This is a genomic window from Candidatus Enterovibrio altilux (genome assembly GCF_002381345.1).
GTDB classification, from domain to species: domain Bacteria; phylum Pseudomonadota; class Gammaproteobacteria; order Enterobacterales; family Vibrionaceae; genus Enterovibrio; species Enterovibrio altilux.
In genome coordinates this window covers 724895-739221 of sequence record NZ_CP020660.1, presented here as the reverse complement: position 1 = coordinate 739221, position 14327 = coordinate 724895, and the positions used below count along the sequence as shown (strand labels likewise).

10 protein-coding genes and 4 pseudogenes are annotated in these 14327 nt (G+C 38.3%); 3 read left to right on the top strand and 11 right to left on the bottom strand.

Going from position 1 to position 14327, the window contains the following annotated elements; all coding sequences use genetic code 11:
- Window positions 1–354 precede the first annotated feature (354 nt).
- Genes rplS through rpsP form a run of 4 tightly spaced genes read right to left on the bottom strand, consistent with a single transcriptional unit; the run spans window position 355 to window position 2337 of the window.
- A complete protein-coding gene (gene rplS, locus BTN50_RS03155; RefSeq protein WP_096618999.1) occupies window positions 355–708 on the bottom strand; it encodes a 50S ribosomal protein L19 in 354 nt (117 codons plus the stop codon).
- A 36-nt stretch (window positions 709–744) separates the two neighbouring features.
- Window positions 745–1491: a tRNA (guanosine(37)-N1)-methyltransferase TrmD gene (gene trmD / locus BTN50_RS03150; RefSeq protein ID WP_096618998.1), complete on the bottom strand. Its 747-nt coding sequence runs from the start codon at window positions 1489–1491 to the stop codon at window positions 745–747.
- Between the two features lie 37 nt (window positions 1492–1528).
- On the bottom strand, window positions 1529–2056 hold the full coding sequence (gene rimM / locus BTN50_RS03145; RefSeq protein ID WP_096618997.1) for a ribosome maturation factor RimM: 528 nt from the start codon (window positions 2054–2056) through the stop codon (window positions 1529–1531).
- A 32-nt stretch (window positions 2057–2088) separates the two neighbouring features.
- The gene (rpsP, locus tag BTN50_RS03140; RefSeq protein ID WP_096618996.1) at window positions 2089–2337 is read right to left on the bottom strand and encodes a 30S ribosomal protein S16; all 249 of its coding nucleotides are present in this window, start codon (window positions 2335–2337) and stop codon (window positions 2089–2091) included.
- Between the two features lie 430 nt (window positions 2338–2767).
- Between rpsP and BTN50_RS03135 the strand changes: the two are divergent.
- Window positions 2768–3560, top strand: a pseudogene (locus BTN50_RS03135) (transposase).
- A 182-nt stretch (window positions 3561–3742) separates the two neighbouring features.
- On the opposite strand, the gene BTN50_RS12090 reads toward BTN50_RS03135, so the two are convergent.
- The 6 genes and pseudogenes from BTN50_RS12090 to hemC form a co-directional block, all read right to left on the bottom strand.
- Window positions 3743–3829, bottom strand: a complete 87-nt coding sequence (locus tag BTN50_RS12090) for an OapA N-terminal domain-containing protein (RefSeq protein ID WP_223823260.1) — start codon at window positions 3827–3829, stop codon at window positions 3743–3745.
- A gap of 233 nt (window positions 3830–4062) precedes the next feature.
- Window positions 4063–4985: pseudogene (locus BTN50_RS03125) on the bottom strand (IS5 family transposase).
- A 78-nt stretch (window positions 4986–5063) separates the two neighbouring features.
- Window positions 5064–6263: a heme biosynthesis protein HemY gene (locus BTN50_RS03120; RefSeq protein ID WP_096618994.1), complete on the bottom strand. Its 1200-nt coding sequence runs from the start codon at window positions 6261–6263 to the stop codon at window positions 5064–5066.
- A gap of 5 nt (window positions 6264–6268) precedes the next feature.
- Window positions 6269–7486, bottom strand: a complete 1218-nt coding sequence (locus BTN50_RS03115) for a uroporphyrinogen-III C-methyltransferase (protein WP_096618993.1) — start codon at window positions 7484–7486, stop codon at window positions 6269–6271.
- Complete coding sequence (locus BTN50_RS03110) at window positions 7470–8243, bottom strand: uroporphyrinogen-III synthase (RefSeq protein ID WP_096618992.1); 774 nt, start codon at window positions 8241–8243, stop codon at window positions 7470–7472. Before BTN50_RS03110 ends, BTN50_RS03115 begins: the two co-directional genes overlap by 17 nt.
- On the bottom strand, window positions 8240–9175 hold the full coding sequence (gene hemC / locus BTN50_RS03105; RefSeq protein ID WP_096618991.1) for a hydroxymethylbilane synthase: 936 nt from the start codon (window positions 9173–9175) through the stop codon (window positions 8240–8242). Before hemC ends, BTN50_RS03110 begins: the two co-directional genes overlap by 4 nt.
- Before the next feature lie 222 nt (window positions 9176–9397).
- Between hemC and BTN50_RS12085 the strand changes: the two are divergent.
- Together BTN50_RS12085 and BTN50_RS03095 are read left to right on the top strand one after the other, a co-directional pair.
- A pseudogene (locus tag BTN50_RS12085) lies at window positions 9398–9597 on the top strand (transposase); the annotation flags it as partial.
- 951 nt (window positions 9598–10548) lie between these two features.
- Complete coding sequence (locus BTN50_RS03095) at window positions 10549–13110, top strand: class I adenylate cyclase (protein ID WP_096618990.1); 2562 nt, start codon at window positions 10549–10551, stop codon at window positions 13108–13110.
- Window positions 13111–13282: 172 nt separating this feature from the next.
- On the opposite strand, the pseudogene BTN50_RS03090 reads toward BTN50_RS03095, so the two are convergent.
- Window positions 13283–14186 (bottom strand): annotated as a pseudogene (locus BTN50_RS03090) (IS5 family transposase).
- Window positions 14187–14327 lie beyond the last annotated feature (141 nt).

Here is a 14327-nt window from a genome sequence, read left to right as displayed (position 1 = left end):
TCCTGTCTTGATAGGTCACAGTTATATTTGAGGAACAATATATTTTATCTATACTCTCTGTGTTGTTATTGTCACTTTTTGACTTCATATTAATAAAGAGAGAGCTTAATAATTTCTGAATAACCGAATAGTAATTCCAAAATCCGTGAAAAAATGAAAGTCTCTTCTAGAGATGGTGTTTAATTTAAAACGGAACAGATACCTGAATAAATATGACATTAATGTCCGGATCGCTCTGGAATATACAAGAGGTCAGACTAAACAGTAGAGTTTTTTTTAAAACTCAGATATTTTTAAATTGGCCTCAATAGTAAGCTCTTAGTTATTCCATAAAGGAAATAGACGATGAAGCAATTATTTTTTAGCTAGACGCTCTTTAATTCGAGCTGCTTTACCAGAACGCTCACGCAGGTAGTATAATTTAGCACGACGTACTGCACCGTGTCGTTTGACAGTGATACTGTCAATAACTGGAGAGTGAATTTGGAATACACGCTCAACGCCTTCGCCATTAGATACTTTTCGTACGGTGAAGGCAGAATGTAGACCACGATTACGTTTGGCGATTATAATACCTTCGTAAGCCTGAAGACGTGAACGTTCACCTTCTTTTACTTTAACCTGAACAACAACGGTGTCACCCACTTTGATTTCAGGAAGATTTTGTTTAAGTTGTTTTTCTTCAAGTTTTTTTATTATATTACTCATTTGCTATACCGTAGAATAAACTGATATTAAGTATGTTTAGGTACTTGCTCTTTGTTCATGAATAAACGCAGCAAGCAGTAATTTTTGTTCGTCAGTCAAAGTTAAATTTTTCAAAAGTTCTGGTCTTCTAAGCCAAGTTCGCCCGAGTGATTGTTGCAGTCGCCAGCGACGGATATTCTGATGATTACCAGATTTAAGTACCGCAGGTACATACCATCCATCCACTACTTCAGGTCGAGTGTAGTGTGAACAATCTAACAATCCATTTGTAAAAGAGTCTTCTGCTGCTGATGCGAAGTTTCCTAGTACACCCGGAACAAGCCGAGCAACTGCGTCGATCAACACCATCGCAGGTAACTCACCTCCACTGAGTACAAAATCACCGATAGATAATTCTTCATCGACTTCGGTTTGTATAATCCGTTCATCTATCCCTTCATAGCGTCCACAAATAAGAATTAACGTCTCATTTTTTGCCAGCTTCTCAATGCCAGTTTGCTCAAGTTTTTTGCCTTGAGGCGATAGGTAAATTACTTTCACCTTACCTTTGACGGCGTTCTTGGCTGTATGAAGAGCGTCACGTAAAGGTTGTACCATCATCAACATGCCCGGACCGCCACCATATGGACGATCATCAACTGTCCGGTGTTTATCGTGAGTATAATCACGCGGATTCCACGTTTCTACTTCGAGTAAGCCTTTCCTAATCGCTTGACCAGTTACCCCAAAGTTAGTAATAGCGCAGAACATTTCAGGGAAGAGGCTGATGATACCAACCCACATATTCCTTCTCCCATCACTTTAATTATTATCGGAGAGTTTAAAATCTAGGATCCCAGTCGACTTCAATCCGTTGAGTGGAGCGCTCAATCATCTTAACGACTTGTCCATCAAGAAACGGTATTAGTCTTTCTTTCTTGCCAAAAGTATCTTCTACGTTCGCAATAATGACCAGCACGTCGTTAGAGCCTGTTGCTAGAATATTAGTAACCTTACCAAGATTGTACCCCTGTGAAGTGAATACGTTCATACCGAACAACTCACGCCAATAGAACTCTTCATCTGACAACGAAGGTAATGTGTCTGCATTAATTGCTATTTCAGCATTCGTTATGGTTTGTGCATCTTCACGTACGTCAACTCCTACCAATTTGCTAACCCAATTTTTACCGTGACATTTCCAGCTTTCGACTTGAAAATTTTGCCATTCTTTACGTACCTTAATAAACCAAGGTTTGTAGTCAAAAATGCTTCCAGCATTTTCAGTGTAAGAAAAAATTTTCAGCCACCCATGGATACCATGAGAAGCACCTAGCTTACCTACTATTACTTTTTCTTGCTTATGCATGTCTTTTTCTTTAAATCAGTAATACTGATTAATTATGTTATTTTCGCTGCGTCTTTGATTAATCGTGCTACGCGGTTAGAAACAGATGCACCTTCATTAATCCAATGTTTGACGCGAGGCAGATCTAAACGCAGCGTCTCTTCTTGGCCCTGTGCAATAGGATTGAAAAAACCTACTTTTTCGATGAAACGACCGTCACGTGCTACACGGCTGTCAGCAACAACAATTTGATAAAATGGACGCTTTTTAGCGCCGTGACGTGCCAAACGAATGGTTACCATATTATCCTCGATTACATTACCACATTAAATTAGTCCATAGTACTACGGAATCTAATGCCAAAATAAAGCCTTGAAATTCTACGCTTTTTATAATCGAATGCAACTGCTTTAGTTAAAAAATCACTATCGGCTATAAGTATTTAATCATTTAGCAAATTTTTATAGTTGTAGTCTTCTTCATTTAAAGGGATAATTATATAATGAATCTAAATTGCGCATATAAAAGGTCGTGTCTGAGGTGAGTGAAATAAGCGCAAAATAGAACTATAATACTTTTCATGAGTTGGAGTATGTAGCAACTTTGTTTCCTAGATTAGGTAACTAAATTATCAATCTATGCTCTAAATAGCTAGGCTAACTTAAATATTTAGGTTTACGAAAAAACTTTACTACAAAAATAAGCAAATAGAAGTAGTATAATTAAGTTTTAATTAATTCTGGCTTACTAATAGACTGGATTAATAAAGAAGCCATTCAGACATGGAATTAAACTAAGCAAAGTAATTGTAGAAGGTCTTGTTTATTTAGCGACTTATCTAGTACGACGGCTTTCATGGTTAAATGCATATTCTAATGCCCTTGAAAAGTCTGCAAGGATTAATCAATTCTGTTTGCAATTTGTACAACTGCCATTGTCATACCCTCATTCACACATTAGCAAACGAGCCAAAACGGTTAATGTTGCATTCAAGATAAAAACTAAGGGAATCTTCTTAGCATTGAAATATTTAGTCTATAGGATTAAAAGCTCACGGTGAAGGTAAGTAGAAGTACAAAAGTATGGCGCTGATAGAAAATGGTGAATCTGGTTTAGTTACATTTAGCATAGATATAAATATGCATGAAATTATTGCTGCTGAGTCAAGTACATCAAATATGACTAACGACGCGAACGACACAAGATAGTGTTGCGAAACCTTTTCTATTACATAAACGATTCCATGCATTCCATCAAAAAAAATAATTTTTTAGGAATGAGGGCATCTGTGTCATTTAAGCGTTAGTTACCAGAAATTATACGGATCAAATCAACATTAGAACATGGGTATGGTTACCATAAACATTTTCTACTAATGATAGCAATGTTTTGAATTAAAGAACTACTGGGAGGGATATTGAGTCTCAAGGATTATACAATTTAGATTAGCGAAGTCTACGCCATGATAAAAGCGTCAAATAGGTTGACAGGACTAGGTATGCCTAACAAGGAAGCAATGGTTTAATAGTGAATTCTATTGTTAAAATGATCCTCTTTGGTGCGATATTGGCAGCATTGATGTCGCTTGCAATGTGTATCTATCGAAATCAATATTTTTTGAAGCACCTTAGCCATCTATTTAAAGCTGGATAAATACCTACTTTCATTAATATTTTATGCTGTTGTCAATGTTTCATCACTCTAAGATTAGAGTAGTAGCATAATCAGTATCCCTATCAACACTAAAATTCCTATGCGATGCGGTTTTGGCAATATTTCCCAATACAGAGTCATCCGCAGCATATATAATTTAAACGCTGCTAATGCTTGTCTTGTAGCAGCTTTCACGGTCTCGCTAAGAGGCAATGCAACTGATTGTCTCTTTGTAGATTTTTTTTGTAAAATCATAATCTCTTCCAATTTCTCCATTAGGTATTTGAGTAATGCCTGAATCTATCTGCATAGTAAAAATAAGTTAGGCTTTGTTTCCTAATACGAGTTCAAATAGTAAATTTCAACATGATTCATTATCGAACACTGGCTTTCGTGCTAGGAATGTCTAGCCCTATTAGCTTATGTAATGCTTTTATCATGGCGTCGGTTTCGCTAGTTTGAGTATTGTGATTTCTGAAGCTCAATGCCCTTTCGAATAATTTTTTGACTTGAAACATGGCCGTCTCTGATATGGAACATTGATGGTAACCATTCCTCGTTTTTCAATGCTGATTTAAACCGTATAATTTCTGGTAACTAGTTGTTAAATTACTTGGATGGCTTCGTTTTTAAAAAGTTGTTCCTTTTCTTGGTGGAATGAGTGAAACTGTTCGTTCAATACGAAAGGTTTCGTAATATTGTCTGGTATCGTGAGCACCATTGGCTGATATTTCATTGATTTTGCAGTGGTCTGTTTGAGCAAGTTAGGTAGCGCTTCACAGTCAGTCACATTAGATGCACTGAACTCAGTAGTAATCATTTTAGGTGTGTTGATATCTATTCCTAAATATAATTTGTGCTAAATTTGCCGTTTTTCATCCGCACCATATTTCTTTTATTTTCTATCCATCTTCACCGTAGACTTCGAGCCCTGTAAAATCAATGTCGAAGTGCTAGATGGTTCCTTTATTCTTTGCCTTGAACTTGACGTTAACTGTTTTGGTTTGCTTCCTAAGGCATGAATAATGAGGGTATGATAACGGCAGTTGAATAAATTTGAAAACAGAATTAATGCATCTTTGCAGACTCTTTAAGAGCATTGAAAATACTCGTTTGATCATGAAAACTATCGTAATTGGTCAGTTGCTAAATAAACGAGGTATCTACGATAACCTTGTTTAGTTTAATTATATAGCTGCATGGCTTTTTGAGCAATCCAAAATATTAGTGAGTCACGATTGATTGAAACTGAATCATACTGTTCCCAGTTAGTTATTTTGTAGTGAAGCTCGTTCAGAGACCTGAATATTTCAGTTAACCTAACTGTTGAGAATGTAGGTTAATAATGGAATTCCCTGATTTAGGAGACAAAGGCCTATGAAGGCGACAATGGTGAAACGGGCAGAGCTAATTTCAAGGCTTCACGTGATACACTGTTTGCAATGCTTGATTCATTCAATTTCTCTAGCGTATCGACTAACCATGCGTAATCTGTCACGTCAGGACGAGCAGCTAATGCTCGCTCGAAATGTTGACGAGCATCTGTCCATTTTCCTTCTCGAAAATAGAGCTGACCAAGAATGCTGTGAATAACAGGGTTGTTTTCGTTATATCTAAGCAAATCTTGTAGCTTAAAAATTACGGGATGATAATCAGGTAGAGAGAGCTTAGGCACTAGACTAATCAGTTTTTCATCTGGCTGTTTTTTGAGATTTTTACGTAAAATTGCATAAGCCTCTGAGTCTGCATGGCGTGCGATAAGTTCTTTGATTAAACAGGTAATTAAGGGTGTTTGTTGACGTGTTACACGTGATAAACTATGCCAGTGTGCTAACAAACCATCACTGCCTTTTTGGGCAGCAATATAAGCCATTAAACCGCACTCAGCATTTATCTCTAGACTATGTGCTTCTTTTTTTGTGATTGCTTTGACACGTTTAAGTGCTGGTAATAGTCGCAGTAACGCTTGCCAATCTTGCAGTTGTAAGTAGCTATCTTTTAATAGTGAAAGTAGAATGGCATTGTGAGGATGTTCGTCAATTAGTTCCTGTAGGCTGGCGAGAGCTTCTTCGTATTGCCCTTGACGGTATTGTAGTTTAACGCGCGTAAGAGTCGTTGCTAGATGGTCTGAATCAAAGGTGGCGGCTTGCTGTAAATAGCAATCACGGCTTTCCACATCCCCTCTACCTTGCGCCGATTCTGCCGCTGCTAAGTAATTTATCAAAGGTGCATCACTATGTGATGCGCCTTTGATAACCAGTTTCTCAGCTTGTTTCCAGTCTCCTTCTAATAATTTCATTAAGCCATCATTAGTCAGTTTACGTGCTTTTTTGTACTTACGACTAGAGACCCAGTTTTGAACTGAGTATGATAGCGTAAACAGTTTACGCAATACAAATTCAAACCAGAACAGTACTATTAGTAACGAGAATACGAGAAAGATTAGTGTGGTAAAACTCATCTCAACGGTTTGATTCGCTACGGAGAACAGGACATAGCCTTGGTTACCTGCTAGATCTGAACCGAAAATTATGCCTGTTACCAGTGAAATAAGTAGTAAAAAAATTTTTATCATTGGCTTTACTCCTCGGTTAGTTGTGTCTCTGTAGAGCTGTTTTCAGCTGGCAATGGTGGCAAATAGCGTCGTAGGCGATCAGCCAATATTTCACTGATCATTTTTTGACTGTGCAGAACTTTAGGATAATTCACCGAGATAGTTTGTTCACCTAAGTGTGTTAGAGTTGTTAAAAAAGCTGCTGTCAATTTTATATCTTGATTGTAAAAACGCTCAACCCATGCTTTTGCTGTATTAATTGATTCAGAATAAAGGTGACTGTTTTCACGGTACACGGCAGTAATAGCCTGATCGAGTTTTGTTTTTAAATTTTCTTGTAAATAAAAAGTTTGTGCAGATGTTAACAAAGGTACAATATTGCCATCACGTTTGTGGTAAGTAATGAATTGACTAACGAAATTATTTATAGATATTTTGAAATTTTGTGCCCAATCATTTACGTCCGTTGAGACTGTTTGCAGTCCTACTGCTGCGGCCTTAGGCATATTTATTAAAGGTAGTTTGTCCACTTCTTGTTGAAGGCTATTGAGGCGTAGCACAATACCATCGCGATCAATATGCTTAACGGTTTTAAGTTGCATGATGTCTTTCGTTATGGCTTGACGGATTGACGTTAAAGATGGGTCATTAAGTGTTGCAATTCTCTGATCTGCGGTTTCCATCAAGATTATTGCAGTTAATACATCGTGCAGGAGCCATAATTGATGGCCTGCTTGGTTCACTAAATGTTCCGCTTCGGCTAATAACCAGTCATTAGGTTGACGACCTTGCATGTCAGCTAAAGCGAATTGAAGACTGAGGATTGTTTGATTCTGCTGGTTAATCAGCACTTGTGTGTTTTGAGTTACACTTTGCAGCGCATTTTGATTCTGTTGTTTGTTATCAGTTAATGTAGTTTTTAATGCTTCCACCTGCGTTGTTAGTGCAAAAATCTCACCACTGTATTGTTTGGAATGCTGATAATTGTAATAATAAAGGCCGACATTGAGCATGATTGCCAAAATAAGGGCAACCGTCGTGAGTTTATTGCCAATGTGTTTTTCTGTTTGAGTTGGTTTTGTTGATTTAGAAGCAGAGCATGAAGAAGCTTTGCCGGATGAGGTTGAGGCATTAAACGATTTCTTGGCTGTTGTGCTCGACACAGCTATCGGCTCCTTGTCTATTGAGGATGCTGGCGGTGATGTGTCTTTATCTGTACCTAATGTTTTATTCTTGTCTGTCATAAGAATGTCTCGAGTTATTCATCTTGCATAAAATGTGAAATATCGTGCTATTAGAGGCACTATTTACACAAATAATATTATGAAAACCAAGGTCAATTGCTTGATTATAAATCCGTTTGCTAGGCACCAGTATATGGCATTGGCGCAACCATTGCTGGTTACACTCTGAGATTGTCTGGCACAAAAATGTTAGTTGCCCGCCACTGGTTATAACAAGGGTATCGATGTTTTGCTTTCTCCATTGACTGGCAAGAAATGATAAATTGTCACTTTGCCAGTGTCTTTGATACGCTTCAAGATAGTGGATGTGAGCACCATTTGATTGAAGCGTATCACCTAATAATGCTCGTCCACCATTGCCACGTAAGATCAGCACTGACAAAGAATTAGGATCGGAAAATAGTGGCATACTTAAAATGCTTTCGCTATCTTCTAGGGGCGGTTGATATGCGTGCACATCACTTTCTTCTTGCCACGTGATTGCGGTCTTTTTACCTATCGCCACGTAATGCAAATCAATGCGCCAAGATATCTTGAGGTCGCGTAAATAGCTTATGGCGTAAACTACCGCACGAGGGCTTATAGCTACAACAATGCTACTTTTAGGAAGAGCTTGTAATGTTGCAGAAAGGGTGGGTAAATCTCGGCCCTCAGAAAAAGACAATAAAGGCGCGGGTTGTGCCTTTATGCCTGCTTGGTTGAGAGAATTAACTAGTTCAAAGCATGAAGGAGCGGGTCTAACAATCAGTACAATCATATTTCGGCCTGATAAAATTTTTTTAAAATCGTACGCGCACCTGCTTCGAGTAACTGTTCTGCAAGGCATGTTCCAAGTTCTTCCGCTTTTTCTAGTGGGCCAGTGACTTCACCATGAATGATTTCGCTGCCATCAGGTTCACCAACAAATGCGCGGAGGTAAAGTTGATTAGCTTGTACGATCGCATAACTACCAATAGGTACCTGACAGCCACCTTGAAGACGATTATTCATAGCACGTTCACACAACACACGGTAAGTTGTAGTGGCATCAGACAATGGCTCTAGTAAAGTACGAATGCGTTTGTCATTTAAGCGGCATTCAATACCAACTGCGCCCTGACCAACCGCGGGCAACATTTCTTCAGGCTCGATTGCTGTGCGAATGCGGTCATGTAGGTTCAAACGTTTTAAACCTGCGGCTGCAAGGATGATAGCGTCGTATTCGCCGTTATCCAATTTAGTCAGACGAGTTCCTACGTTGCCCCGTAAATTTTTGATGACAAGATCGGGGCGCATTTGACGCAGCTGGCACTGACGACGTAAGCTGGACGTCCCGATAACTGCGCCTTGGGGCAAATCACTAATATTCGCATAGATATTTGAAATAAATGCATCACGTGGGTCACCCCGTTCGCAAATAGTGACGAGACCTAAACCTTTAGGAAACTCTACGGGTACATCTTTCATTGAGTGCACTGCGATGTCAGCATAACCGTCTAGCATGGCTTGCTCAAGCTCTTTTACGAATAATCCTTTACCACCGATTGTAGCCAATGGAGTATCAAGGATAATGTCACCCTTGGTGACTACGGGGACTAATGCAACCACCAAATCACTATGAGTTGATTTCAGTGCGGTTTTTACATGTTTCGCCTGCCAGAGTGCGAGAGGGCTTTGTCGTGTTGCTATACGAATAGGCATTGAGTTCATTATTGTATCCAATTGTATCTATTAAGTTAATCGTATCATCGATTCTCAATACTGGATAATCGCAGATTATAGCGATGTGTAAAACGTATGGAGTCAAGTTGTGTTTCCTCAATCAGGAAACTTAATTGTCAACCTACGTTTGAAACCGCTAGGTTTATCTAAAGATTTAAGTATATGGATAAGTTTTGCTACAAAATAACTAATTGAAAGCAGCATACTCAAATTTTAATCAACCGTGGCTCACTAACACTCTGGATTGATGAAGAAGCTATTCGGCGATGGCATTAAATTAAGAAGAGTAATTATGAGATACCTCGTTTATTGAGTGATTGAACCATTATAATGGCTCTCATGGTCAACCATATATTATCAATGCTATTGAGAGGCTGCAAAGATTTATTAATTCTGTTTTTAAACGTGCTTAACTATTGTTGCCATGCGGCTTTGTTTTTGATTCCAGTGCAAATAGTAAATCCCAACATAATGAACAATCAGATGAACGCTTTTATTTTAGATATCTCTAGTCCTGCTAGCTTATTAACGTTTGTGTCATTGCTGATGTGTCACCAATCTAAGTATTATCATCTACTAGACTCAATGTCATCCCCCAGTGGTTTTTTAACTCGAAACATAGCTGTCTCTGATATGGAACATGTACAGGAACCAGTCCTCGTTTTCCAAAGTTAATTTGAACCGCCCATTTAATACGACCAGATAATGTGACGAAACTGGCTGTATTAAATGAGCGATTTAAATCATTCCACTAAGAAAAGGAGCAATTTTTTGAAAACGAGATTATCTGCTTAATTTAGTAGTCAGTTACCAGAAGTTATACAGTTCAAACCAACACTGGAAAAGGAGGACTGGTTCCTGTGCATGTTCCATATCAGAGACGGCTATGTTTCAAACTAAGAAACCTATTAGAGGAACATTGAGCCTAAGGAATTACAATGTCCAAATTGGTGACATTTCCGTAATGATGAAAGGGTTAAATAAGTTGACTGAGTTAGGCATGCTTAAAATGAAAGTGAGTATCTAATAATTAATTGTGTTGAGGTTGGCTATTTGAACTCAAATTAAGAAAGAAAACCGCACAATGAGGTAGTATGGGCTATGCTTGTGTGATGAAGATCTGTTTTTTGAATCTGATTCATAAGTGAATACTATATAACTTATTTTTTTGATTAAATTTTAAACAAAAAGTATTTATTTCATTATTTTGTTCATAAAATGAACGATACTATAAAAAATAATACGTTTTGTTTGCTTTACGTTCCAAAAAAAACTGTTAAATTGCTCACGTTTTTATCCATGGGTACCGATGTTATTAGTTATCGGTTTAGCTACGTTGACTTGGATGTCGGCAACTTTGGATGTTTATCTTGCAAAACTATGTTGATCGGCAAATAGAGCGCCTTAATTCTTCCAACCACGTAAGGTTGGAACGCGCACGAAGTGCTATGCATTCGCAGGCCATGAATGTGTTTGATGTATTGCCTGTCTTGCTGCACTTTAACCATCCGGCCATGTCTGGTTATTTGGAGCCCAATGTCATCCATGGAATTTCTAACTTTTCGCTTTCTGACTTTCAACGCCGTTTTGTCAACGAATGTTCGTTAGCGATTGATAGTTCTGCTCCTGAAAAAAACGAGTCTTCCGATTGTCCTATCAAAGGTCTGTTTTCCATGGGCAGTACTGCGTCGATGGGTCAAAGCCTGTCTAGCGATCTTGATATTTGGGTTTGTGTCCAGCAATGGGTAAGTGCAGACCAACGGGCAATGCTCGATAGTAAGTGTGCACTAATTTCTGATTGGGCTATGACTCAAGGCATTGAAGTTAACTTCTTTGTAATGTGTGAACAGCGTTTTCGCCAAAATTTAGCACAAAAAATGACCTCTGATAACTGTGGGTCTAGTCAACATTACCTTTTACTTGATGAGTTTTACCGTTCAGCTCTTCATTTAGCCGGCCAGCAGTTACTGTGGTATCTGGTACCACCAGAAATGGAAGATTGCTATGAAGCTTATACTGGAAAGATGATCACCAGCGGTGCAATTTGTCGTGACGACTGGATAGATTTCGGCGGACTACCATCTATTCCTGCTGAAGAGTACTTTGGTTCAAGTTTATGGCAGCTCTATAAAAGCATAGATTCACCTTATAAATCTGTTCTTAAAGCTATTTTGCTTGAAGCTTACTCATGGGAATACCCAAAAACACAGTTTTTAAGCGTGGATAGGAAACGTCATTTCTTCTCTGGTATGGTGGATGCCTATCAATCTGATGCCTACTATTTAATGTTAAAAAAAGTAACGCGCTATTTAGAGTGTATCAATGACTTCCGTCGTTTAGATTTGGTGCGTCGTTGTTTCTATTTAAAAACTCATGAAAAGTTGACTCAGGAGTCGGAATCTGGCTCTGTGCCTTGGCGTCGTGAAGTGCTTTGCATGCTAGTTCATGAATGGGGTTGGAGCCAAGATTATGTTGCGCATTTGGATAATTGCCGTAATTGGAAAGTTGAAGAAGTTAAAGAAGCGCACAATGAGTTGCTCGAAGCACTTATGTTGAGTTATCAAAATTTGATTTGTTTTGCGCGTCATAATGACATTACTTCTGCTATTAGTCCAGAAGATATTAGTATTCTGGCGCGTAAGCTTTATGCTGCGTTTGAGGTATTGCCGGGTAAAGTGACATTACTTAACCCACAATTGTCTCTAGATTTGCATGAGCCTAACTTGACGTTGATCCAGGTGCTAGAAAATCGGACTAACCCTGCGGGATGGTACTTGTATAAGCAATCGTTGAAGCCTGAGGCCATCATTGGTTGCTCTCCGCTTGAGCATAACAGTTATCTATCGAAGTTGGTGGCGTGGGCGTATTTTAATGGCCTGCTGACGGTGTCAACGTGTCTGCATTCGGTGGTGCGTTCCAGCAATATTGATACTAATAAATTATATCAATTTGTGAATGATATGCGTAATACCTTTCCGGTTCGCCGCCCTAACCCATCATTGCAAGCATTATCAAGTCCATGCGAAATTCATAAATTGGCGCTGTTTATAAATCTTGATCAAGATCCAACCTTTGAACTGAAACAATCTATAACACGGTTTGATTTTAAAAATACTAATATTTTTAGTTACGGGTCTGAACAGCAATGTTTAGTAGGGAGTATTGATTTAGTTTACCGTAACAGTTGGAACGAAGTGCGAACCCTGAATTTCAAGGGTCAAAATGCTATGTTGGATTTGCTAAGAGCCTTGTTAGGTAAAATGCATCAAGATGCGATTCCTCCAGAATCGGTCGATGTATTTTGTTATGCTGGTAAAATGCGTGGATTGATCCGTAATTTAGTGTATCAGCTGGTAGCTGAATGCATAGATATACGTTTGAAACCTGTCGATCATGAAACATGCCGTCGCTTTAAAGCTATTTGTATTGCAAATCAAACCTTCGGACTTTTTTTTGAACGTCGAGGTGTTTCGGTGCAAAAACTAGAGAATTCGGTTGATTTCTATCGTTCTATTTCCACCAATAAAATTCATGGTTCACCAATTATTGTGTTAGATAAAGACGGAGAGATACATCCTCCAGAAGTGGTTGATGCCTATGCGAGCGAGGGATTAATTCAATTTTTCTTTGAAGATTGTAATCAAGGATTCAATGTTTACGTGCTAGATGAGAATAATCGAGTGGAGGTCTATCGCCAGTTCAGTGGCGTTAAAGATGAGATGGTACAAAGTGTGAATCGCTTTTATACTTCATCCCAAGCTAAAGTATTTTTTACCGGACAAGTCGTGAACTTCAATTTACCTCAATTTTATGATATTGTGTATCATGATAATGGTAAAGCGCAGGTTATTCCTTATAAAAGTGGCCCTTGGCAACGCAACACGAATACCGGTACCGAAATAACACAGTATGCGTCTCGCTAAATTTTATAGTGTTACACTGGTAAGCATAGAAGATGCTTAATTTCTTCATAATTAGGGTCACACGATAGACTATAAAAAATTTTTAAGCTGAAAGTCAAAGACATAAATTTGACGTCCAGTAGGCTTTGTTTATAATGCAAGTTCAGATAACAAATCCCAATACTATTAACTTTTAGATGCTTACTTGCGTTTCAGGCATACTTAGCCTGGTTAGCTTATTGAATGCTTTTATCCTGGCGTAGAGTTCGTCAATCTGAGCATGGTAATTTCCTGGATTTAATGTTCCTCCGAGTAGTTTTTTGATTCAAAACATTGTTGTTTTTGATAGGAACCATTTATGGTAACTATACTTTGTTTTCCAATGCTGACTTGAATCGTATAATTTTGGTCACTGGTTGCTAAATTACACGGATGATCTTTTGCCTAAGGAGTTGTTCCTTTTTTTGGTGGGATGAATGGCACCACTTATGTAATACAACCGGTTTCGTAGTATTGTCTGGTATTTTAAGCACTCTCGCCTGATATTTCATTGACTTTGCCGTGTGCTTGTTTAAGTAAATTAAATAGCACTTCACCGTCAGTCATATTTGACGTATTTAATTTAGCAGCAATCATTACATACGCATTTACATCTACCGCTAAATGTAACTTGCACCAGACTCGCCGTTTACCATTAATGCCTTATTTTGTACTTTTTATTCATCTTCACCGTGACTTTTAGTCCTGTAGAATAAATAGGTTAATGCTGGATCGTTCCTTTAATTTTCGTTTTGACTGCGACGTTAACCGTTTTGTCTCGCTTATTAATACGCGTATAGTGAGAATATGACAACGGCAGTTGAACAAGTGTGAAAACATAGTTCATTAATTCTTGCAGATCTCTCAATGGCATTGAAGATATGCGTTTAACTATCAAAGTCATCGTAATGAGATCCCTCACGATTATCCTGCTTAGTTTGATTTAGTAGCTACATGGGTTCTTCTTCAATCCAGTATATTAGTGAGTTATAATTTATTAAAGCTTGATTATATTGCTCATAATGAGTTGTTTTGTATTGAGGCTTATCTGTAGACAGGAATATTTAAGTGAACCTAGTTGTTTAGAGCATAGGTTAATAACTGAGTTTCCTTATTTAGGAAATAAAGCCGGTTACCATAAACGTTTCCTAGCAGAGACAACAATGGTTTGAATCAAAAAAATGACTGGTAGGGACAGT

Excerpts from the sequence above, each read along its gene's own strand:
- BTN50_RS03115 (WP_096618993.1), bottom strand. The coding sequence starts at position 7,486 with ATGACAGACAAGAATAAAACATTAGGTACAGATAAAGACACATCACCG.
- rimM (WP_096618997.1), bottom strand. The coding sequence starts at position 2,056 with ATGCATAAGCAAGAAAAAGTAATAGTAGGTAAGCTAGGTGCTTCTCAT.
- rpsP (WP_096618996.1), bottom strand. The coding sequence starts at position 2,337 with ATGGTAACCATTCGTTTGGCACGTCACGGCGCTAAAAAGCGTCCATTT.
- trmD (WP_096618998.1), bottom strand. The coding sequence starts at position 1,491 with ATGTGGGTTGGTATCATCAGCCTCTTCCCTGAAATGTTCTGCGCTATT.
- hemC (WP_096618991.1), bottom strand. The coding sequence starts at position 9,175 with ATGAACTCAATGCCTATTCGTATAGCAACACGACAAAGCCCTCTCGCA.
- BTN50_RS03095 (WP_096618990.1), top strand. The coding sequence starts at position 10,549 with ATGTTTATCTTGCAAAACTATGTTGATCGGCAAATAGAGCGCCTTAAT.
- BTN50_RS12090 (WP_223823260.1), bottom strand. The coding sequence starts at position 3,829 with ATGACTCTGTATTGGGAAATATTGCCAAAACCGCATCGCATAGGAATT.
- rplS (WP_096618999.1), bottom strand. The coding sequence starts at position 708 with ATGAGTAATATAATAAAAAAACTTGAAGAAAAACAACTTAAACAAAAT.
- BTN50_RS03120 (WP_096618994.1), bottom strand. The coding sequence starts at position 6,263 with ATGATAAAAATTTTTTTACTACTTATTTCACTGGTAACAGGCATAATT.
- BTN50_RS03110 (WP_096618992.1), bottom strand. The coding sequence starts at position 8,243 with ATGATTGTACTGATTGTTAGACCCGCTCCTTCATGCTTTGAACTAGTT.